This window comes from Blautia sp. OM07-19 (genome assembly GCF_003481595.1).
GTDB lineage: Bacteria > Bacillota > Clostridia > Lachnospirales > Lachnospiraceae > Blautia_A > Blautia_A intestinihominis.
Genome location: NZ_QULA01000093.1, coordinates 302 through 590, shown reverse-complemented (window position 1 = coordinate 590; position 289 = coordinate 302). Strand labels below are relative to the sequence as shown.

The window sequence follows — 289 nt, the reverse complement described above, 5'->3', positions numbered from 1 at the left end:
ATCAAGGATATTTGATTAGTTTAATCAAATTTACATGTATGCAGTTTTCAAGGTACGATTTAGGCTTACTCACTTAACCTCACGGCTAAATTCACATAAGCCAATGGGCTTAAGTCGACCTTTCCTCTAGAAAAATCACTTATACCCTAGTGGGCTTAAGTGGACTCGAACCACCGACCTCACGCTTATCAGGCGTGCGCTCTAACCAGCTGAGCTATAAGCCCATCTTTGAAATCTTACGATTTCAAGTGGAGATGAAGAGATTCGAACTCTCGACCCCCTGCTTGCA

Annotated in this window: 1 tRNA gene; it reads right to left on the bottom strand. The window is 42.6% G+C overall.

Going from position 1 to position 289, the window contains the following annotated elements:
- Positions 1–150 precede the first annotated feature (150 nt).
- A tRNA-Ile gene (locus tag DXC01_RS20005) sits at positions 151–224 on the bottom strand.
- Positions 225–289 lie beyond the last annotated feature (65 nt).